The sequence below is a fragment of the Peptoniphilus gorbachii genome, from assembly GCF_016908115.1.
Taxonomy (GTDB): Bacteria; Bacillota; Clostridia; order Tissierellales; family Peptoniphilaceae; genus Peptoniphilus_A; species Peptoniphilus_A gorbachii.
In genome coordinates this window covers 1-17168 of record NZ_JAFBDH010000013.1, presented here as the reverse complement: position 1 = coordinate 17168, position 17168 = coordinate 1, and the positions used below count along the sequence as shown (strand labels likewise).

The window sequence follows — 17168 nt, the reverse complement described above, 5'->3', positions numbered from 1 at the left end:
TCATTGCCATCTTAGGTCCGGTCCAAAAAATCTAATGGGCACAAATTTTTGAAATACCCTGGAAAAAACTCTATCAGTGTAAGTTTCTGATAGTTCCTTTGGCGATAAATTCGTTGAAATTAAAGTTTTTTTACCTCGCAAAAGTCTTGTGTTAATAATATTAAAAATTTCAGAAGTTGTAAAAGAATTTACAAATTCAATTCCAAGATCATCTACGATTAAAAGATTGGCATCAAAGTACAAATTGTACCTGTCATCATCTATATTTTTAAATTTTCTATCTTCAATTGTCTTTAAAATCTCATAGGCTGTCTGATAAATAACAATTGCATCCTTATTTATAAGTTCAGCTGCAATGCAGTTAAGTAAAAAAGTCTTGCCCTGACCAGTTGGTCCCCATAAAAGCAAATTCAAATCATCTTTCTCATGAAAATTTTTTATAAAACTTTTTGAAAGGGCGAGAATATTTTTCATATTTTCTCTTGGCGACATATTAAATTTTTCATATACCTTTTCCGAAAAAACATTTAAGTCAAATTTGTCAAAATTTTCCTTATCAAGCATATAAGAAATTGAAGACATGTCATATAATTCTGATACAATTAATTTTTTTAAGCAGTGACATTTCTCATTGTCTTCATTAATTCCAGTATCATGACAATCTTTGCAATTATATATTTCATCAAGATAATCTCTAGGATATCCCTTTTTCTCTAAAAAATCCATCTTTTTTAACTTTAATTTATAAATTTTTTCTGACTCTTCAATAGATTTATCTTGATTTGGATTTTTTATTTGCTCAATTGAAGCACGAAGGGCAATATCTCTTATAAGTCCATCTATCTCTCTTATTTCAGGAATAATTTTGTAAATTTCTTCAAGTCTTTTTTCATGAATATTTATATTTTTTCTTCTGAGGTTTTCATAGTAATTACTTATCTTTGCCGTCAGTTCCATAATTAACACCTAATTTTTTAAAGCCTTCACGCTGTTTTCTCATTGCCACATCAAAAAGTTCATCTTCAGAATATTTATCAGTGATTTGCTTAAAATTGTGAAAAGCAGTTGGCTTTCTCTTTTTTTTCTTTTGATCTTTTTCTTCAATTTCTTCTAAAGAATTAATATTAAGTTCCTTCCACTTTCTTAAAATGGCATCAACATAGCCTACATTTGGCTTGGAAATCTTTGATGTTCTATTGCAGGCTGCAAGAATCAAATCCTTAGAAAAATTAAATTCATCAAACCAAGAATTTATAATGTTAAAATCAGCTTGAGAGAATTTTTTGTCCACGCCAATATATCTCATGACCTTTTTATATCTATAATATTTAAGGTCGTGTTCAATATAGGATTTTTCAACATCTTCCATAGTTCTAATATTATCTTTTGACCAATTTCTCACAACTTGTTCCACATAAGAAATATTATAAATTCCCTTAATTTCTGTTGTATAAAAAAATGCCTCTTCAATTAAATCTGCTGGCATATTATAAGAAGTGATCCAATTTATTATGTCAATTTTTTTCATTGGGGCAATAGGTTCTCTCATTAAAAATTCCGCCCTTGTAAGTAAGTTGGCATAAGTTGGATTTTCTACAATTTCTGAATAACCCTTTTCTTTTTTCTTTTTCTCTTTCAAATTATAGACATTATTGATGTAAAGTTCCTTTAAATTAATAAATTTTACTTTTTCATTATCTATCTCAACAATGCCCATTTTTTGCCAATATTCCCAGGCTCTATTTACATCTGATTCCAATATTCCAAGATAATCGGCGAGCTTTTCATTTGTAATATCTTCTCTATTTTCCCTGGCAAATTTATAACCTAAAATATAAACTTTTACAAATTCGCCATTGGCTCCAGGCATAAAATCATTTATAAAAATATTTTCAAGGGAAGTCTCTCCAAGGTCGTATTTATTTTTTTCAAGTAAAAACATATCTCACCAATCTCTTTCAAGGTCTAGTTCCATTTTTATAGCGTAATTAAAAGTTCTCTTAAATATAATTTTAAAGGAAGATTTATGATTTTTAAAATCAGGATTTTCCTCATCATAATCTCCATTTGTAAAGCGCATGAGAAACTTATACTTTTCCTTAAATCCAAGGCTCTTATAAACTCTTATGGCTCTATCATTATAGGATGCGGCAAATAAAATTATCTTTTTAAATTTTCTTTTCTTTAAATAGCCTAAAAATAATTTCAAAATTTTCTTGCCAAGGCCCCTATTTATATAAGAGGGATCAAGGACAATTCCAAGTTCTCCTCTTTTTAAAAAATAGTTAATATTTTTTAAAGAAAGATATCCAATAATTTTTTCTTCTAAAAGAACTACATAATATTCTGAAAAGGCCCTATTGCTTTTCCATTTGTACCAATCTATAATGTCTTTTTCCCTCTCTTCAAGAAAATTATATTCTAAAAATAGAATTGAATCATGTCTTCCCCAATTTCTAAAAGTAAAAACATCTTCTACTTGCATTTTTCTAAAACTGAGAGTTGAAAAATTTTCCATAGGAGCCTCCCTGCAAGTTATTATATACTATTTTCTCCTCTCTATAAAGAATTATCATCTATTTTAAATTTTTATCCAATAAAGTATTTAATATTAAAAAAAGTTTTATTTTATTTAATTTTTTTTAATTTATGTTAAAATAAAGTAAAGTTAATATTAAAAATTATACAATTCGTAACGGGGAGAATTTTTATGAGAAAAAATGAAAATTTAGATGAAATTGATATCGAAATTTTGGAACTTTTGAGAAAAAATGGAAGGATGAGCCACGAAGACATTTCAAAAAAATTAAATCTTACTAGACCTGCCATTCATAGAAGAATATATAAAATGGAAGATTCTGGTTTCATTAAGGGCTACGAAGTTCTAGTTGATTGGCAAAAAATTGGCTACAATGTTGACACTTATGTCCTTGCAAAAGTTAATACCAATGACTTTAAAAAACTGATTTCAAAAATTATGGAAATAAAAGACGATAAATTTAAAATTTTTGAATGTTACAGGGTTACTGGCGAGCATTGTATTATGCTTAGAATAAAAACTGTAAATACTTCTGATTTAACTAGATTTTATGATATGATTTTAAAGATAGATGGAATACTTGACACAAAAACTTTATTAATTTTGTACTCTGAAAATGGAAACGACGAAATTTTTACAAAATTAGATAATGAATAAAGGATGATTTTATGGAAGAGAAAATACTCGTAGTAGATGATGAATCTGCAATTTCTGATATTATAAAATTTAATTTTGAAAAGGAAGGTTATTTAATTGACACTGCCGACAATGGCAAGGGTGCAATTAAACTTGCAGGTGAAAATGATTACGATTTAATTTTACTTGACATTATGATGCCAAAATTAAATGGCTTTGAAGCCCTTAGAGAAATAAGAAAATCTTCTGATGTGCCTGTAATTATGCTTACAGCTAGAGAAGATGAAGTTGATAAGGTCCTTGGTCTTGAACTTGGAGCAGACGATTATGTAGTAAAGCCCTTTTCTATGAGAGAACTTCTCGCTAGAGTTAAGGCAGTTTTAAGACGCTCTGATGGCCAAGAAAAAAAGGAAAAGGACACAAAAATTTTAAAGGCAATGGATCTTGAAATCAACCTAGAAAAATACCAAGTTAAAAGGGGAGAAAAAAATATCGAGCTAACTCTTCGTGAGTTTGAACTTTTAAAATTTTTAGCTTCTCACCCTGGCATAGTTTTTTCAAGGGAAGAACTTCTTCAAGAAGTTTGGGAATATGAATATTATGGCGATATTAGAACAGTTGATGTAACTGTTAGAAGACTCCGCGAAAAAATCGAAGATGAAAATAAAGATTTTAAATACATCAAGACTAAAAGAGGAGTTGGGTATTTATTTGCATCAGATAATGGAGAATCCTGATGAATCACTCTATTAAATCGAGATTTATATTAATTTATGTTGTACTTGTTTTGATCTCCATGTTTATTGCCTCTACTTTTATAATTGATAGACTTGAAAATGTTCAAATTGAAACCGCAACTACTTCTATGGAAAAAACTATGGACACCCTTGCAACTACAACATCAGCTTTTTTTAAAGATAATAATTATAAAACACTACCCCAGCTTGACCAAACTCTAAAAGACTGGGGTATTTCCAGTGAAGAATCTGCTTATATTATTTCATCTGATGAAGTTCCACAAATTATTGCAAGTACAAAAAATATTTCAAAAGAAGATTCAAAAGATGCCTACTCCTTTAAATACATAGAGCCAAACCTTGTAATGGATGCATTAAAGGGCAAGAACCGTGAAAAAATTGTAGATTACAAAAATGAAAAGGCAGTAGAAAAACACATTGCAAGACCAATTTTTTCAGCCGATGGAAAAATTCTTGCAATTATTTATATGACAAGAAATTTAAATTCTATCTATTCTGTAATTGAGGATTCTAAAGTAATAATCACTTACGCAACAATAATTTCTCTTATTACAACTTCAATTTTAGGTTATTTTATTGCAAATTCTATTACAGGTCCCATTAGAAATTTAACAAAAAAGGCAAAGGCCATGGCAAAGGGAAACTTTAACCAAAGTGTTGAAGTAAAAAGCCATGACGAAATTGGTGAACTAGGTCTTATGTTTAACTTCCTTACAAAGGAACTTCGTGAAACTATTGAAAAAATGGATCTAGAAAAGTCAAAATTAAATACTATATTTAATTACATGGCTGAAGGTGTAATAGCCATTGATAGAAATAACAAGCTCATTCATGCAAATTCCATTGCCAAGAAAATTTTAAATATTTCAGAAAAGGACTTTAATCGTGAAATTAATTTAAAGAGTATTAACCTTTACAATATTGATTACAAAAATGAAGAGACTTTAAAGGGTGAAGAGCTTACAAAAATTTCTGATACTTTTTATAAAATTAAGTACGCCCCTTATAAATCTGATGCCTTCATAAATTCTGGACTAATAATTGTACTTCAAGATGTAAATAAGGAACACATGCTTGATATTATGAGAAAGGAATTTGTTGCAAATGTCAGTCACGAACTAAAAACACCTATTACAACAATTAGATCTTATACAGAAACCCTTCTTGATAGCGACTTAGATAAATTTTCTCAAAAGAAATTTTTAAAGGTAATTGACAGGGAAAATTCAAGAATGTCTAGAATTGTAACAGACCTTTTGTCTTTATCAAATATTGACTACAATAGGGACAATTTGCATTTTGTAAGATTTGACACCTATGAATTTATTGACGAGGCAATTGAATCACAATCTCTACTAATTACGCAAAAAAAACACAAAATAGAATTAGATATTGATATGGATATTAAGGACATCTATGCAGACAAAAATGGTGCCGACCAAATTCTTACAAATATTATTTCTAATGCCTGCAAGTATACTCCAGACTTTGGAAAAATTTCTATATCTGCGAAAAATTTAGATGACTTTGTTGAGATAAAAGTTTCTGACAATGGAATTGGAATACCAAAAGAAGATCTTCCACGCATTACTGAAAGATTTTACAGAGTTGAAAAGGGAAGAAGTAGAGAAATGGGAGGAACAGGTTTAGGCCTTTCTATTGCAAATGAAATGATAAAATCTCTAGGCGGAAATTTAAAAGTAGAATCAACTTTTGGCAAAGGCACAAGCATTACTTTACTCTTTAAAGCAGGTGATGAAGATGAAGATATTTCATAGATCTTTTTCTACTTTTGCCATAATTTTTTTAATTCTTCTCTTGGTTTTTCAATCAAAAAATCTCTGGCTTTCCTTTGACACAGAGGATGAAGATTTAAAGAAAGTTGGCGAAGTAAAAGAATTTTTAGAAGAAATTTTAACACCTCAAAGAATTGTGGCAAATTTAGGCGATAGAGAGCATTACATGACTACAGATATTGGTGAATACTGGAAATTAACTGCTGAAGATATTTCTGAAAAATTACAAAAGGCAAATTCTGAAAATTTAAAATTAATTGATACTGAAGAATATTTAAATTTACAAAATCAAAAATCTCTTGTCTTTAAATTTAATTCGCCCCTATCTGGATCAGTTTTTGTAAATTTAATTGGCGATGACATAAATTCCAACGACTTAAACCTAAGTGTAGACTCCATTTATATATCTAATCTTGGAGAAATTTATATCTCTGGTAGCAAAAATTTTTATAAATTGCTTGATACAAAGGTTGATTTTTCTATTGATAATATTTTAAATGAAGTAAAAAATAAGGGCCTTCGTGCCATTAATTTTTACGAGGCCTATGGTATTAAAAAGGACATATATATTCCTGACGAAAACTATATTTCCCTTCAAGAGGTTTCTTATGTTTCTGGACTTTCTAATTTGGAAGAGGATAAAAAATCCACTCTTGCAGAAAGATTTTTAGAGGTTCCCATTGATTACATAAGAGAAATTACTGTTGATGGAAATAATACTTATATTTATGAGAAAGAATATCTTTCTCTTTCCTATGATGGCATAATCGAATATTCTCTGGAGTCACTTTTTGATGTAAGGTCTAGAGATTTAAATAAATCCCTAGATAAGGCAGTGGAATTTATTTCCCAAAAAACTGGTATAAGCTCTGGAATATATCTTGAAAAAATCGAACCCGCAGACTACAACGGAAACCTTGGTTATAGATTCTTTTTTAACTTAAAGGATGGTCAGATTCCACTAGTTCTACCTTCAAAAGATCACAGCTTTATAGAAATAGATGTCTATTCTGACTATGTAAAAAAATATCGTGAATATTATATTAGAAAAGATGACAATCCAATTTACAAGAAACAAGAAATTTATATAAAGGATATTCACAGAATTATAAATAAAAATAAAGATCTCTTTAATAATAATTCCACTATGGATATTTTAAATTCTATAGACGGTTTAAACTTAGTATATTTAAGTTTTAATAATGTTAACTCCGAAAAGCCAATGCTAGTCTACGAAATGCTTTACATGGGAAAGCTTTATTATTTTAACACCGAAACTGGCAAACTAATGATGATAAGGTAGATATTATGGATTGGAAAAAAATAAAAAAAATTTTAATAATAGCACTTCTTGCTGCCAACGCAATTTTATTTTTCTACACTAATTACAATAATTTTAGACTTAGAAATGAATCTACAAGAAGAGATTTTGTAAGAGAAGTTACTGAACTTTTAGCTGAAAAAAATATTAGTCTTGACACAAAAATACCAAGAAGGACAAAAAAACTTCCTTCAGTCTTAGTTTCCTTTGAAACTTCATCAGAAGAAGACATTAATGAGAGATATTTTAAAGGCAAGGGGAAAATCCTAAGGCCAAGCACAGACCTTGCTGAAATATCTCTTGACGATGAATATATAAATCTTGTAAATGGAAGAAGGGCTTTTTACGAAAATAGAGTTAAAAAAAATAAATATAAAATTGATAGCCTTGAAGAGGCACAAAATGTTGCAAAAAAATTTTTATTGGATAAAAAATATGACACTAGAGATATTTATTTAAGCTACTATAAAATAGATGGCGATAAGTATATATTAAATTACACAAAAATTTTTGACAATTTACCTGTAGAATCTTCCTACACAAACTTTGTCATAGACTCAAGAGGTGTAATGTCTATGGATAGACTTTGGTTAAATGTTTTAGATAAATCAGATCAAAAAATATATTTATCTCCAGCAGCCCGTGCCCTTCTTACTCTTTTAAATAAGACAGATTATTACAACAAGACTATAGAAAAAATATCCCCTTGTTTTTATTTTAATCCTGAAGACCAAGGCTATATAGAAGACATAACACGTGCAATAAATGGTCGTGCCATACCTGCTTGGAAAGTAAAATTTACTGATGGAGAATACACTGTCATCTCAAATTACTAAGCTTAACAAATTATTTAGCCTGTGTTAGAATAAGCATGGAGGTTATTATGAAATTTTGCTCATTGGCAAGTGGCTCTAGTGGCAACTGCCAATATATTGAATATAAAAATACAAAAATAATAATTGATGCTGGACTTTCGGGCAAAAAAATCGAAGAAAACTTGGAAAAAATTGGGGTTAAGGCAAATGAAATTGACGCAATTTTTGTCACTCACGAGCACATTGATCACATAAAATCAGTTGGAGTATTATCAAGAAGACACAAACTAAAAGTTTTCTCTAACATGATGACCCTAGATGCCATGCTTCCCACAGTTAAAAAACTAGACCCAAAGAATACTTTTATCTTTGAAAATGGAAAAAGCTTCACCTTTAAAGATTTAGATATAATGCCTATATCAACTTTTCACGACTGTGCAAGTGGATGTGGTTTTGTAATAAAAGGCGACAAAAAAATTTCCCTTTTAACAGATACTGGCTGGGTAAATGGCGATGCCATGGAAAAAATGGATGGATCAGATCTATTTTATCTGGAATCCAACCATGATGTGGATATGCTAGTAAATGGAAGCTATCCCTATCCAACAAAACAAAGAATCTTATCAACTAAGGGACATCTTTCCAACGAAAATGCAGCAGAAGTTCTATCAATGATTTTAAAAAAGAAAAAAGAAAAAATTATCTTGGGGCACTTATCAACGGACAACAATTTACCTGATCTTGCACTAAAGACAGTAAATGAACTACTTTTATCTGAACACAAAGAAGAAAATGTAGACTACACAATTGACGTTGCACCAAGATATTTACCATCAGAAGTTTTTGAACTTTAAAAATTTTAAGGGGAGGGAAAATTTGAACATATTAGTTACAAATGATGACGGAATTAATGCAGAAGGCATAGAAGTCCTTGCAAAGGCACTAATAGCTGAAGGTCACAAAATTACAATTGCAGCACCAAATGTAGAAAACTCTGGCAAATCTCACGCCATAACTTTTAAAAGCCCGCTAATAGTCCAAGATGCCAAGCTTGAAGGACTTGAAGATGTTAGAAGTCTGTGTGTTTATGGCACACCAGCAGACTGCGTAAGGGCAGCTGTGCATTTACTTGACGAAAAATTTGACTACTGCTTTTCTGGAATAAACTCTGGCTACAACACTGCAACAAATGTCCTTTATTCAGGCACAGTTTCAGCTGCTATCGAAGCAAATTTATTTAACATACCAGCAATTGCAGTTTCAGCTCAATGGGTAAAGGGCCATTCAAAATTTGACTCAGCAGCAAAAATTGCCATGGATGTTTTTAATAAGCTTGAGGACTTTAAAAAGTTACAAGTCTTAAATATAAATGTGCCTTATCTTGACTACGAAGATATAGAGGGCATAGAAGTTTGCAAAGTTGGAGCCGATGTAATGTCAATTTATGACATATCAGAAGAGGGCGAAGGCTACAATATGAAGTTAAAGGGCTTCCCTAAAGAAAACAACGCCAAAGACTCAGATATTTATTATCTGGGACAAAATTATGCAACAGTAAGCCCCCTACTATACGATGTTACAAACCTAACTCTAATAAATGAGTTAAAGGAAATTTTAAAATAATCTTGGAGATAAATCGTGAACTACAAATTTACTTTAATCTTTTTAATAATTTTAATTTTTGGAATATTTTTTAGAACTATAATGTAATGTGTAAAAACATTGTAAGTTGCGAAAAATAATATTAGAACAGTCATAAAAAATGAGATTTAAAAAGTCCTGGCGACTTTTTATTTTTTTGCTATAATTTAGTAAAGAGGTGATAGTATGAAAAAATTTATACCAATAATTTTTGCCCTTCTTTTAATATTTTCTTCTTGCAATAAAAAAGAAAAGGACCTATATGATTTTAAAACAGATTTTGTGGGAGACAATACAAAGGTTTCACAAATAGTTTCTAAAGAGATTTATCCTAAAAATTTAAAGACAGGAGAGATAAAGATCCTATCAGAAAAAGAACCTTATGGCTTAAAAATCTTCTGCAAAAATTATAAAGACCTAGAAAGAGAAGACTTATTTAAAAATGCAGCAATAACTTTTGCCCTAATAAAAAATTTAGACAATTTATATTATGTAGATGAAGATGAAAAAGAAATCTTTAGCTTTACTAGATCTGATGTAGAAAAGGAACTTCAAAAAGAAGAGACAAGTCTTGACAAAATATCAGAAAATAAAGAAAACCTAGAAAATTTTATAAATAATTAAAAAAGAGATAGGGGAATAAATTGGATTCCCTCTATCTCTTTATTTTTTTTTCAATTTTAAACTCCTATTAAAATTGTTGCCACTTCAAAATATACAAATAATACAAGGGTATCTACTATGGTTGTAATAAGTGGACCTGCCATAATTGTTGGGTCAATTTTTAGTTTTTCTGCTATTAGTGGAAGTATTCCTCCAATCATCTTTGACAAAACTATAGTTGTAAGAAGTGTTACAGATACTGTAAGTGTAACTCCAAGGTCAACTGTGTCAAGAATGGACATTCTAACTATATTTACAATTACAAGTATTGCTCCAACTATAAGTCCAATGCGAAGTTCCTTAAACATTACACTTAAAAATTCTTTAAACTCAACTTCTCCTGTGTAAATTCCACGAATGATTGTAGTAGATGATTGTGTGCCTGCGTTTCCACCTGAATCCATTAGCATGGGAATGTAGGCTGCGAGCGCTACGCTTGATGCCAAAAGTGTTTCATATCTTTTTATTATAAAGCTAGTAAAAGTTGCCGTAACAAGGCAAATTATTAGCCACATTGTTCTATCTTTAGCAAGTCTAAAAACTGACTTGTCCCAATAGTGTTCTGGTGTAGATTCGCTAATACCATGGATATTTGCAAGGTCTTCTTCGTATTCTTCGTGCATTACGTCGATAGCCCATTCTACAGGAACTATACCAACAAGTCTACCTTCAGAATCTGTTACAGGTATTTCTGATAGGTCATACTTAAAGGCTAGCTTAGCAACAACTTCTTGGTCATCTGTGGCATAGACGCTGGAATTTATTGGGTGCATAAATTCTTCAATGTTTTTATTTCTATTACGAAGAAGGTCAGCTAGGTTTACATAACCTATAAGGACCAAGGATTCATTTGTAACCCAAACTTGTTCTAGTCTATCTGCATCTAGTTCTGAGTGGATTATTCTTTCCAGTGCTTCTGTTGGAGTTGCTGATTTTTTTACAAAGATAAAGCCAACAGACATAATAGAACCAACAGATTCTTTTGGATAACCTAAAAGTTCATTTATAACTGGTCTTCTTTCTTCTTCTATAAATTGGTTCATGAGCTTTCTAACCATGTTAGCTGGCAATTCTTGCAAAGTGTCAACAAGTTCATCTTCTTCCAAGTCCTTCATAAGGGACATAATTTTTTCTTGGGAGAGAGAACCAATTATTTCAATTTTTTTATCTCTTGGTAAAAGGGAAAAGGCATCTGCCAATAAATCTTTATTCAAAAGTTTTATCCAAATGGCAACTTCTTCCTTTGAAAGGTCCTCTAGTTTTTCTGCGATATCAACAGGATCCATTTTATTTATTAGGTCCTGTGTTTTTAATAATTCTTCTCTGTTGTAATTTTTCATAAAGCCTCCTTAATTTTTGGCATAAAAAAATCCGCTGTCTAAGCGGTAAAGAGGCATGGTAAAATAGACTTAGCTTTTGCTAAATCTTTGAGATTTCTCCTTTATCGCATAGACTAATACATTTTCTCCAGGGTCGACTGGTATCCATGTAAACACCTCCATATAGACTTATTTTAACACATGGCTTCTTTTAAATCTATTTCAATATAAAAAAATCCACTCTTGGTGGATTAAATTTTCTTTTATGATTTTTTTATGATGTAGTAAAAAACTATTAGAGGAGCAAAAATATATACAATAGGTAGGACAACTTTTGAAAACAAATTGTATTCAAGTCCATCTAATTTGTAAGCAAGATCCTTATAAGCTTGGGGAAATGCTATAACTGCTATTATCATGTAAATCGTAAGGATAAGATGGGGCATTTCCTTTGGATTTAAGCCCAATAGCCTATCCATTATTCCATAATAATAAACTGCGTAAAAGAAAATTCCAATAAAGCAAAGGCAGGCGTAAATAAAAATATTTCCTATTCCCTCAAGGACTAATTTTTTTCCATCTACTTCTTTAGTGTCATTAATTTTTTTATCATCTATAGTTTTTTCGCCTTCGCCAATAAAATATGCCATGTCAACGTCAAAAACTTCAGAAAGTTCCCTTAAATTTGTCATAGTTGGAGTGGCTTTGTCATTTTCCCATTTTGAAATGGCTTGTCTTGTTACAAAAATTTTATTTGCCAGATCTTCTTGAGATAAATGTAGTTCCCTTCTTTTAGCTTTAATTTTTTCTCCATACATAATTTTCACTCGCCTTAATTTTTTGTCTTAATTTTTATTTTATTATAATTTTTTCAAAAGATTTATAATTAAAAGTTATTTTATAAAGTTATTTTATATAGAAAGGATAACAAAAAAATAAAATCATAACAAGCAAATAGGGCGCAACTTTTGGTTGCATGATGTCTTTTCTTTAAATTTAAATAAATTATGCCAAATTTTTTATAAATTTATTTATCATAAAGTGATAAAATCGCCTTGAAAATGGGGAGGTAGCCATGAGCTTTACATATAAAATTCTTGAAAAATTTGTAAAATTAATTAGACTAAAAAAAATATTTCTCCTTCCAGAGGACACAATTTTAAATTATGCCAGAAAGCAAAATCAAAAGCCAAGCTTTAAAATTTCTGATGAAGAGGATCTTTATTTTGAAGATAAAACATTTTTATCTCAAAGATTAATCATTCTTCATTCAAAAAATAAAAGACCTGGCGCAATTTTATATTTATTTGGCGGTGGTTACATAACAAATCCCGACAAGAGGGACCTTTCTCTGGCGAAAAAAATTTGTCGCAAGACGGGAAAGGATGTCTACTTTTATTTTTATCCTCTTTGCATAGAAAATAGCATAGTTAAAACTTATGCTTCAACGGTAAAACTTTACGAGGAGATGACAAAAATCTACGACAAGGAGTCTCTTTCTGTTATTGGTTTTTCTTCTGGAGCCTCCCTAGCTCTTGGAATTTTCCTTTACATAAATGAAAATAATTTAGACATAAGAATGCCAAGAGAAATTATCGCATCTTCTGCAGGTGGCTGTCTATGTGATGAGCTTGACATGGATACTCTTAAAAAATTAAATGAAAAAGATATTATAGTCGACTACAAATATTTTGAAACTGCAAAAAATATTATGACAAAGGATGAAGATGTGCCAGACTATATGCTTTATCCCTTTAGGGGAAACTTTAAAAATTTCCCAATGACTTATCTTTACTATGGATCTTATGAAGTGATTTATGCCTTCGCCCCACTTTTTGAAGCTGCCCTAAAAAGTTATGACGTAAAATATAAATTAATTGTGGGTAAGGGACTTTGCCACTGCTATCCACTTTTATCAATCTTCAAAGAAGGAAGAGAAGCACAAGAGGAAATAATAAAAATTTTAAAATAAAAACAAAGACTCACACAGACTGTGAGTCTTTACTTATTTTATCTCTATAATCCTTGGGACTAATGCCGTAAATATCTTTAAAGGCCTTGGAAAAATAAGAGTAGTCATTAAAGCCGACGTCTAGGGATATGTCTTGAATTGTCTTGTCAGAATTTGTAATTAATTTTTCTGCATTGTAAATTCTTATCTTTATTAAATATTTTGAAAAGTTTATACCTAGATACTGTTTAAAACTTCTTGAGAAGTGACTTTTGCTGTAGCCAGCCACAAGAGAAATTTGATCGAGGCTAATGTCTTCCATGTAATATTTTTCAATATAGGATTTTGCGTTATTCATGGCAAGTTCAAGTTCGTCTTCACTTTCAAGTTCTGAATTTATCAGGTCCACTGTTTTTTTTATGACTCTATTTATGTCTTGGATGTTATTGGCGCCAACTATGGTCTCAATTGCTTTTACAGTTATTATAGATAGGTCAGATTTTGAGTTTTCTCTGTTAAAATAATTTATCACTTCTACCAAAAGTCTTATGACGTTGGACTTAATGTAGTCCTCTGTCATATTTCTCGCAATCATCTCGTCTAACATTTCATCAATTACTTGGTAGGAGCTTTCTTTATCTTGAAGACCAATTTTTATCAACAATTCATAGATTTTTTTGTCAATTTGAGACTTATAATTTTTGTCTACGCTTATATTATTGGCACTTGGTCTTAAAATTTTGCCTCTGCCCTTGTTAAAAATATTTTCAAGCGAAGAAAAGGACTCCTCGTAGCCTCTTACTAGGTCTTTATTGCTATGACAATAGGAGCTTATGCCAATACTCACTGTGTTGCTTAGGCTTTTCTTTAAGTTATTTATAATTTTTTCAGCAACAGTCTCACTTAAGTTATAGGCATCGTCTTCATCTAGTCCTTGGCAGTCCAAAAAGATAATAATTTTGTCTGTACCAGTAAGGGTAGTAGATATAGTTTTGTAATCACTTAGGAGTTCTCTGGTGTATTGTAAAAGCTTCCCCTTTAAATTGTAGCGATAGTGGTTATCTCTATTCTTGCAAACTTTCCAAAAATCATCGTACATTACAGTCAATATGTAATTTGTGTTTAGGTCAAGCTCATACTTATTGAAGGTGGACTGAAATAGTTTTGCTCGAGAAAGGTCTCCATAGATTAAGTTATAAATGTATTCCTTGGTAATAATATCGTATAAAAGAAGATTTTCCTCCAAAATTATCCCTCCTCATCTCGCATCACTTTATCATAACTACATTATAAAGCAAAAACTTTAAAATCAAAAGTAATATATTCCATGTATTTCATGTGGGGAAAAGGATATTATTAAGTCAAAAGGAGGAAATCTATGGAAGAAAAAACTATACATAGAGATGAGAAACTTTATAAGGACCCAGCATTGCTGCTTAAATTTATTGTTTTAAGTGCAATTGGAATATTTGCCTTTTTTATACCAATAAAGGTAAATGGTTCATCAACAATTCCACTAGAATTTGTCATTTCACTATTTATTAAGAGCTTCCCTAAACTTGCAACAGCCTATGCCTTCATAATAATAATGATTGGAGCAATAAGACCATTTGTAAAGGGAACATGGAAGGAAGACAAGGTTTCCATTGTCTTTTCAATTACAAAACTTGTGGGAGCTTTTTTCACAATTTATTTGTTCTCAGGCTTTGCACCTGAAGCAGTGGCAAGAGATGACCACGGTCCATTTTTATTTAACTCTCTTGCAATTCAAGTTGGCACACTTATTCCAATATCTGCAATTTTTATTACATTCTTAATGGACTATGGTTTTATTGACTTTATAGGAAACTTTTTAAGACCTATAATGAGAGCAATTTGGAAAACTCCTGGAAGAACTGCAGTAATTGCTGTAGCAGCTTTCATGGGCTCAACTGCAGTTGGAGTTATGATGACAGACGACTTATACAAGGAGAGAAAATACACTCTAAGAGAAGCAATGGCAGTAGTAACTGGATTTACTACAGTTGCAATTTCATTTTTAATAGTAATTGCAAACACAACAGATCTCATGGACTATTGGGCTGAATATGTATTTGTTTCGCTCTTTGTTACCTTTGCACTAAGTGCCATAACTGTAAGAATCCCACCAATTTCAACAGCACCTAATACTTATTATGAAAACAAAGAAGGTTACCCAGAAGAAAAGTTAGAAGGAAATTTATTTTTCGCATCTCTTAACGAAGGTCTTAGCCTTTGTAAAGAAGCTGGTCCAGTTATACCTAGAACTACAAAAAATGTGCTAGATTCCTTTAATTTAGTATTTGAAGTTCTTCCAAACTTCATGTCAATTGGACTTATAGCACTGATAATCGCAAACTACACACAAGTATTTGACTACTTTGGATACATTTTATATCCAATAACACTTTTACTTAGAATACCTGAACCCCTACTAGCAGCTAAGGCAGCAATGCTTGGCTTAGCAGAAATGTTTTTACCAGTAATGGTAGTAACTAAGGCACCTCTTGTTACAAGATTTATAATTTCTGTAATGAGTGTTGCTCAAGTAATTATGTTCTCAACTACAATTCCAACAATTGTAGCTTCTGATATAGAAGTTTCTATTAAGGACTTAGTAATAGTATGGTTTGAAAGAACTGTATTTTGTTTCTTAATAACGACGCCTATCGCATATCTAATAATAAAATAAAAAGGAGAAAATTTATGTTTTACGAACCTAAGAAAAATAACCACGGACTAAAGAAGAACCCATTTAAATCATGTACAGTGCCAAGAGTAATTGGTTGGATTTCAACAAAAAATCCAGATGGTACAGATGACCTTGCACCATATTCACAATTTACTAACTTGACTTTTGACCCACCACTAGTTTTATTCTCAGCTAACCAAAATGTTTTTGGTGACAGAAAAAACACTGTAAAAAACATTGAAAGAACTGGAGAATTTGTTTACAACATGGTAACTGAAGACCTAGCTCAAGCTATGAACGAATCTTCAATTGCTTCAGAAGGATACATGGACAAGTTTGAACACTGTGGTCTTGAAAAAGAAAAATCAAATCTTGTAGATGTTGCAAGAGTTAAGGGCTCACCTGTTCAATACGAAATCAAATATGTTCAAACATTAAGACTTCCAGGTGTTGACTCACTTAACACAATTGATATTATAATTGGAGAAGTTATTGGAATTCATATTGACGACAAATTTATAACAGATGAAGACAAACTTGATATTTGTAAAATTAGACCAGTGGCAAGACTTGGCTACTTTGACTTCACAGTTGTAGACAACTCATTCACTATGGATACACCAAAGATTGACCCAGAAAAGCAAGCTCTTGTTGACAAGGGACTTGAAGGTATAGCTGGAAAATAATTAGTGCGTAATGAAAAGGAAATATAAAAAGTAAGCGTGTGCTTTATGCCACGCTTATTTTTTTCTTATTCATAATTTTTTCTATTCAATAAATCTTTATTCATCAGCTTTTTATTACTTAACTCACTTTTTTTCTGTCAACAAATTTCTCTTGTCTTTAAAAATTATCCAAAATTTAAACTTCCCATATTCTTAAAAATTATTTACTCTATTAATTTTTATCTTCCAATAAAAACTGACAAAATCATAACCACCCGTAAAACGGGTGGTTTGATCACGGGCTATAAGCCCGAGTGATACCAACCAGCGTCTCAAGGCGCTGGTTTTCACTTT

The 17168-nt window shown here is 30.9% G+C and carries 17 protein-coding genes; 11 read left to right on the top strand and 6 right to left on the bottom strand.

Annotated elements, in window-relative coordinates:
* The 3 genes from JOD41_RS08640 to JOD41_RS08630 are packed head-to-tail and all read right to left on the bottom strand — an operon-like array spanning position 1 to position 2518.
* Positions 1–957 carry an ATP-binding protein gene (locus JOD41_RS08640; RefSeq protein WP_205052483.1) on the bottom strand — a complete coding sequence of 319 codons (957 nt, stop codon included), beginning with the start codon at positions 955–957 and terminating at the stop codon, positions 1–3.
* A complete protein-coding gene (locus tag JOD41_RS08635) occupies positions 932–1942 on the bottom strand; it encodes a DnaD domain protein (RefSeq protein ID WP_205052482.1) in 1011 nt (336 codons plus the stop codon). The genes JOD41_RS08640 and JOD41_RS08635 overlap by 26 nt, the downstream gene beginning before the upstream one ends.
* A gap of 3 nt (positions 1943–1945) precedes the next feature.
* Positions 1946–2518, bottom strand: coding sequence for a GNAT family N-acetyltransferase (locus JOD41_RS08630; protein WP_205052481.1), 573 nt, complete (start codon positions 2516–2518; stop codon positions 1946–1948).
* Between the two features lie 192 nt (positions 2519–2710).
* Between JOD41_RS08630 and JOD41_RS08625 the strand changes: the two genes are divergently transcribed.
* The 8 genes from JOD41_RS08625 to JOD41_RS08590 all read left to right on the top strand — a co-directional run bounded on the left by JOD41_RS08625 (position 2711) and on the right by JOD41_RS08590 (position 10130).
* The gene (locus JOD41_RS08625; protein ID WP_156701509.1) at positions 2711–3196 is read left to right on the top strand and encodes an Lrp/AsnC family transcriptional regulator; all 486 of its coding nucleotides are present in this window, start codon (positions 2711–2713) and stop codon (positions 3194–3196) included.
* Between the two features lie 11 nt (positions 3197–3207).
* Positions 3208–3912, top strand: a complete 705-nt coding sequence (locus JOD41_RS08620; protein WP_205052480.1) for a response regulator transcription factor — start codon at positions 3208–3210, stop codon at positions 3910–3912.
* A complete protein-coding gene (locus JOD41_RS08615; protein ID WP_205052479.1) occupies positions 3912–5711 on the top strand; it encodes a HAMP domain-containing sensor histidine kinase in 1800 nt (599 codons plus the stop codon). The genes JOD41_RS08620 and JOD41_RS08615 overlap by 1 nt, the downstream gene beginning before the upstream one ends.
* Positions 5695–7032, top strand: coding sequence for a hypothetical protein (locus JOD41_RS08610; protein WP_205052478.1), 1338 nt, complete (start codon positions 5695–5697; stop codon positions 7030–7032). Before JOD41_RS08615 ends, JOD41_RS08610 begins: the two co-directional genes overlap by 17 nt.
* 5 nt (positions 7033–7037) lie before the next feature.
* Positions 7038–7886 (top strand): two-component system regulatory protein YycI, encoded by an 849-nt coding sequence (locus JOD41_RS08605; protein ID WP_205052477.1) that lies wholly within the window; start codon positions 7038–7040, stop codon positions 7884–7886.
* Between the two features lie 47 nt (positions 7887–7933).
* The gene (locus tag JOD41_RS08600; RefSeq protein WP_205052476.1) at positions 7934–8719 is read left to right on the top strand and encodes an MBL fold metallo-hydrolase; all 786 of its coding nucleotides are present in this window, start codon (positions 7934–7936) and stop codon (positions 8717–8719) included.
* Positions 8720–8741: 22 nt separating this feature from the next.
* Positions 8742–9488: a 5'/3'-nucleotidase SurE gene (surE, locus tag JOD41_RS08595; RefSeq protein WP_205052475.1), complete on the top strand. Its 747-nt coding sequence runs from the start codon at positions 8742–8744 to the stop codon at positions 9486–9488.
* A 204-nt stretch (positions 9489–9692) separates the two neighbouring features.
* Positions 9693–10130 carry a DUF4825 domain-containing protein gene (locus JOD41_RS08590; RefSeq protein ID WP_205052474.1) on the top strand — a complete coding sequence of 146 codons (438 nt, stop codon included), beginning with the start codon at positions 9693–9695 and terminating at the stop codon, positions 10128–10130.
* Between the two features lie 56 nt (positions 10131–10186).
* On the opposite strand, the gene mgtE is transcribed toward JOD41_RS08590, so the two are convergent.
* Entirely contained in the window at positions 10187–11509 is a 1323-nt protein-coding gene (mgtE, locus tag JOD41_RS08585) for a magnesium transporter (RefSeq protein ID WP_205052473.1), read from the bottom strand.
* Between the two features lie 242 nt (positions 11510–11751).
* The gene (locus JOD41_RS08580; RefSeq protein WP_205052472.1) at positions 11752–12306 is read right to left on the bottom strand and encodes a helix-turn-helix domain-containing protein; all 555 of its coding nucleotides are present in this window, start codon (positions 12304–12306) and stop codon (positions 11752–11754) included.
* A gap of 257 nt (positions 12307–12563) precedes the next feature.
* Between JOD41_RS08580 and JOD41_RS08575 the strand changes: the two genes are divergently transcribed.
* Positions 12564–13460 (top strand): alpha/beta hydrolase, encoded by an 897-nt coding sequence (locus JOD41_RS08575; protein ID WP_205052471.1) that lies wholly within the window; start codon positions 12564–12566, stop codon positions 13458–13460.
* Between the two features lie 10 nt (positions 13461–13470).
* Here JOD41_RS08575 and JOD41_RS08570 read toward each other — a convergent pair whose 3' ends face one another.
* Positions 13471–14685, bottom strand: a complete 1215-nt coding sequence (locus tag JOD41_RS08570; protein WP_205052470.1) for a helix-turn-helix domain-containing protein — start codon at positions 14683–14685, stop codon at positions 13471–13473.
* Positions 14686–14817: 132 nt separating this feature from the next.
* On the opposite strand from JOD41_RS08570, the gene JOD41_RS08565 reads away from it, so the two are divergent.
* Together JOD41_RS08565 and JOD41_RS08560 are read left to right on the top strand one after the other, a co-directional pair.
* The gene (locus JOD41_RS08565; RefSeq protein ID WP_205052469.1) at positions 14818–16149 is read left to right on the top strand and encodes a YjiH family protein; all 1332 of its coding nucleotides are present in this window, start codon (positions 14818–14820) and stop codon (positions 16147–16149) included.
* 14 nt (positions 16150–16163) lie between these two features.
* Positions 16164–16835, top strand: coding sequence for a flavin reductase family protein (locus JOD41_RS08560; protein ID WP_205052468.1), 672 nt, complete (start codon positions 16164–16166; stop codon positions 16833–16835).
* The last annotated feature ends 333 nt before the right edge of the window (positions 16836–17168 follow it).

Coding starts and splice junctions, on each gene's coding strand:
- JOD41_RS08640 (WP_205052483.1), bottom strand. CDS start 957: ATGGAACTGACGGCAAAGATAAGTAATTACTATGAAAACCTCAGAAGA.
- JOD41_RS08635 (WP_205052482.1), bottom strand. CDS start 1,942: ATGTTTTTACTTGAAAAAAATAAATACGACCTTGGAGAGACTTCCCTT.
- JOD41_RS08630 (WP_205052481.1), bottom strand. CDS start 2,518: ATGGAAAATTTTTCAACTCTCAGTTTTAGAAAAATGCAAGTAGAAGAT.
- JOD41_RS08625 (WP_156701509.1), top strand. CDS start 2,711: ATGAGAAAAAATGAAAATTTAGATGAAATTGATATCGAAATTTTGGAA.
- JOD41_RS08620 (WP_205052480.1), top strand. CDS start 3,208: ATGGAAGAGAAAATACTCGTAGTAGATGATGAATCTGCAATTTCTGAT.
- JOD41_RS08615 (WP_205052479.1), top strand. CDS start 3,912: ATGAATCACTCTATTAAATCGAGATTTATATTAATTTATGTTGTACTT.
- JOD41_RS08610 (WP_205052478.1), top strand. CDS start 5,695: ATGAAGATATTTCATAGATCTTTTTCTACTTTTGCCATAATTTTTTTA.
- JOD41_RS08605 (WP_205052477.1), top strand. CDS start 7,038: ATGGATTGGAAAAAAATAAAAAAAATTTTAATAATAGCACTTCTTGCT.
- JOD41_RS08600 (WP_205052476.1), top strand. CDS start 7,934: ATGAAATTTTGCTCATTGGCAAGTGGCTCTAGTGGCAACTGCCAATAT.
- JOD41_RS08590 (WP_205052474.1), top strand. CDS start 9,693: ATGAAAAAATTTATACCAATAATTTTTGCCCTTCTTTTAATATTTTCT.
- mgtE (WP_205052473.1), bottom strand. CDS start 11,509: ATGAAAAATTACAACAGAGAAGAATTATTAAAAACACAGGACCTAATA.
- JOD41_RS08580 (WP_205052472.1), bottom strand. CDS start 12,306: ATGTATGGAGAAAAAATTAAAGCTAAAAGAAGGGAACTACATTTATCT.
- JOD41_RS08575 (WP_205052471.1), top strand. CDS start 12,564: ATGAGCTTTACATATAAAATTCTTGAAAAATTTGTAAAATTAATTAGA.
- JOD41_RS08565 (WP_205052469.1), top strand. CDS start 14,818: ATGGAAGAAAAAACTATACATAGAGATGAGAAACTTTATAAGGACCCA.
- JOD41_RS08560 (WP_205052468.1), top strand. CDS start 16,164: ATGTTTTACGAACCTAAGAAAAATAACCACGGACTAAAGAAGAACCCA.